The sequence below is a fragment of the Helicobacter monodelphidis genome, assembly GCF_003288845.1.
GTDB lineage: Bacteria > Campylobacterota > Campylobacteria > Campylobacterales > Helicobacteraceae > NHYN01.
The window spans coordinates 1-1,942 of the sequence record NZ_NHYN01000055.1 but is presented as its reverse complement, the minus strand read 5'-3'; the positions used below and the strand labels follow the sequence as shown (position 1 = coordinate 1,942).

General features: G+C 33.4%; 1 protein-coding gene. It reads left to right on the top strand.

Annotation, left to right across the window (positions count from 1 at the left end):
• The first annotated feature begins 361 nt into the window (after positions 1 to 361).
• A complete protein-coding gene (locus CCZ01_RS09800; RefSeq protein WP_112053023.1) occupies positions 362 to 1,462 on the top strand; it encodes a replication initiation protein in 1,101 nt (366 codons plus the stop codon).
• Positions 1,463 to 1,942 lie beyond the last annotated feature (480 nt).

The following is a 1,942-nucleotide window of genomic DNA, read 5'->3' as shown; positions in this document are numbered from 1 at the left end:
GCGTTGCTTTAAAGTGTATTTATGAGCGTTTTTGGTTTTTGCTGGATTTTTTGAGAATCAAAAAATCAGCACACAAGCGTAAAATAGGGCTTTTTGGGATTGTTAGAAAGGTAACTATTTTTTAAAAAATTAAGTTTCTATTATATTATTTTTGCTATAATCACATTGCCCCAAAACTGCAAGGGAGTAGGGGCAAAAACACATAAAGGCGTTACTATGAATAAACATAGCAAACGCTCGTTTGTATTATATCTAAACTTCAGGCTTTTTGGGTTTAAAGTGAAGATTAATATTAAGCGGTAAGTCGTAAGGGGGCTTGTGTCCCCCGCCCTTTAGGTGTTGAAAAAACAAGGCTTACACAATGAAAAAACCTACAAAACCAATCAAAAAACGCACACAAAAGGCGGTAGTAACCCAAGATAATCGCTTCATATACGCTAAATACGATATGAACGCTAATGAAATGAAGTTTTTTATGTGGATTGTCGCCCAGCTCCATAGTCAAAAAGACCAACTTTTTCAAATATGTGAGATTCCACTAAGTGAGATTATGCAAATATGGCAATGGAAAGACAATAGCGATGGTTACCAATATGTGCGTAATATGTGTTATTCAATGTCAAAAAAGGCTTATGTGGAGGATTTTAAAATACTTGATGAAAAAACAATGAAAGAAGTTAGTGTGTTTGAAGCTATGCCACTATTCAAAAAAATTCGCTATCAAGAGGGACAGGGTTATATAACCTATCAACTTAATGATAGCCTTGTGGAATATCTCCTTGATTTAAAGCGAGACTTTACACAACTCAAATTTAGCGATATTCAACAAATGAAATCCGCATATAGCATTAGAATCTACAATATGCTTATTTGCGAACTCAAACAAAACCGCCAAAGCCTTAAGATAAACCTTGCAGTTTTACAAAATATCCTTGAAGTGCCTAAAACACTACAAGAATACAAGCATTTTAATCAAAAAGTGCTTACACAAGCAAAAAAAGACATTAACGCTAAATCTAATCTAGTTTTGTTTGAAATTAAGACTTTTAAGACAGGACGCAAGATAACTGATTTAGAATTTATCTTTGACTATAAAAACAATGAGAAACGCATAGCAAGAGATGATAAGAAGAAAGAAAGCTTTAATTTAGCCTTATATGATGCCTTAGAAGCATTTATGGGCAAGACTATCTACATCAAAGACTACGGTAAGCTAACTTGCGAAAGTAAATTTTATGATGAGGAGCTGAAACGTGTGTTTGTTATTTGCAAACACATCGAAAGCGGTGAAACAATCAACTTTAGAGTAAGAAACTTTAAGAACATTAAATCCTTAGAAGCATACAAAGACAAAGCAGAGGAGCTTTTCTATCTTGATAAGAAGGCAATAGAAAAGCTAAAAAAAGCGAAAGAAAACATACAGGCAGGTAACTTATTTCAAAATTCACACAAAAAAATCTGATTTGGCATTAAAAAAGTTACCTTTAGCGTAAAAAAAGTTACCTTTAGCCCATTTTTCTAATCAATAACCGTCTATTTACTGCACTTTGAAAATGTCATTTTTTTACGTAAACAAGATATGGAAGAAAAATTCACATTCACGATTTTTTAGTAGGTTTTTAGCGTAAAAAAAGTTACCTTTAGCCCATTTTTCTACATTTTTCTAATCAATAACACCCATATATTGAAAATAATTAATCACTCTTAAAACATTGCAAATAAAGCACTTATAAGCCTAAATATCCCACCAACGATTTACTTCACTTTGAGAATGTTACTTTTTTGCGTAAACAAGAGTAAACAAGAGAAAATATTAAACAAGCGCGCGCAAGCGCGCCGCACACATACGCACAAAACTAAAATCAAACTCAAAAACTGCCAATGAAGCGACTAAAGTCGCCTTACATAGGGCATTGCGCAATTCGCTTTGCTTTTGCGCGCC